This window comes from Methylobacterium sp. WL19 (assembly GCF_008040005.1).
GTDB lineage: Bacteria > Pseudomonadota > Alphaproteobacteria > Rhizobiales > Beijerinckiaceae > Methylobacterium > Methylobacterium bullatum.
The window spans coordinates 1-1,459 of record NZ_VRVC01000264.1 but is presented as its reverse complement, the minus strand read 5'-3'; the positions used below and the strand labels follow the sequence as shown (position 1 = coordinate 1,459).

The following is a 1,459-nucleotide window of genomic DNA, read 5'->3' as shown; positions in this document are numbered from 1 at the left end:
GCGGAAGCCGTCCCCGTCACCGCCCCGCCTCCCCTCGCGCCGGTGGTGCGGGGGCTGTCGCCGTTGAACCGGCGGCGGCTCTCGAATTTCCGGCGCAACCGGCTCGGCTTCTGGTCCTTCGTGATCTTCGTCGGCCTGTTCGGCTTGAGCCTGTTCGCCGAGTTCATCGCCAACGACCGGCCCCTGGTGGTGTCCTACAAGGGCGAGATCCTGTTTCCCGTCCTCATCGACTACCCGGACGAGAAGTTCGGCGGGTTCTATGCGCGGCCGAACTACCGCTCTGCGGAGACGCGGAAAGAGATCGCCGAGAACGGCTGGGCGGTCTGGCCGCCGATTCCGTATTCCTACGACACGATCATTGACGGGCTGCCGACGCCCTCGCCCTCGCCGCCCACCTGGATGCTCACCGACGAGCAGTGCCAGGCCGCGGCCAAGCAGGATGGCGCCGAGACCACGGGCCGGGAGGGGTGCAAGGGCCTGGAGATGCACTGGCTCGGCACCGACAACACCACCCGCGACGTGCTGGCGCGCGTCATCTACGGCTTTCGCATCTCGGTGCTGTTCGGGCTCATCCTGGCCCTGGTCTCCTCGGTGATCGGCGTCATCGCCGGCGCGGTGCAGGGCTATTTCGGCGGCTGGGTCGATCTCGCCCTGCAGCGCTTCATCGAGGTCTGGAGCGGCATCCCGACCCTCTACCTCATCATCATCATCTCGGCCTTCATCGCGCCGGGCTTCTTCGTGCTGCTCGGCATCCTGCTGCTGTTCTCCTGGGTGGCCCTGGTCGGCGTGGTGCGGGCCGAGTTCCTGCGGGCGCGCAACTTCGAATATGTCCGCGCCGCCCGCGCGCTCGGCCTCTCCAACATCCGCATCATGAGCCGGCACCTCCTGCCCAACGCCATGGTGGCGACGCTGACCTTCATGCCGTTCATCCTCAACGGCTCGATCGGCACGCTGACCTCCCTCGACTTCCTCGGCTTCGGCCTGCCCCCCGGCTCGGCCTCGCTGGGCGAGCTGCTGGCGCAGGGCAAGGACAACATCCAGGCCCCCTGGCTCGGGCTGACCGGCTTCTTCGTGGTGGCGGTGATGCTGAGCCTGCTCATCTTCGCCGGCGAGGCCGTGCGCGACGCCTTCGACCCCCGCAAGACGTTCAAGTAAAAACCACGTCCCAGTAAAAACCGCCTGGCGCCTGAGACCCGCCGAGGTGGGTCTCAGGTTTTAATCCCCCCGCGCGCCTCCACCGCAGGTTCCGATGGAATCCGATCGGAGCGTCATGCGTTGTCCGGGGCGGCATCCTCGATCCGGCCGCGAGATTTAACCCTCATGGATCCGGAGATCCGATGTCCGACGCCTCGCATACGACGCCGTCCCGCCGCCTCTTCATGGCCGGCAGCCTCGCCGGAATCGGCGGTGTGCTGGCCTCCGAGCGCGCCGCCGCGCAGGCGATCCCCGCCACCCCCAC

1 protein-coding gene is annotated in these 1,459 nt (G+C 67.7%); it reads left to right on the top strand.

All coding sequences use genetic code 11. The features are described from left to right. Positions 1 to 1,155: ABC transporter permease (locus tag FV220_RS24945; protein WP_147833578.1), on the top strand; the 1,155-nt coding region annotated here is incomplete at its 5' end. Between the last annotated feature and the right edge of the window lie 304 nt (positions 1,156 to 1,459).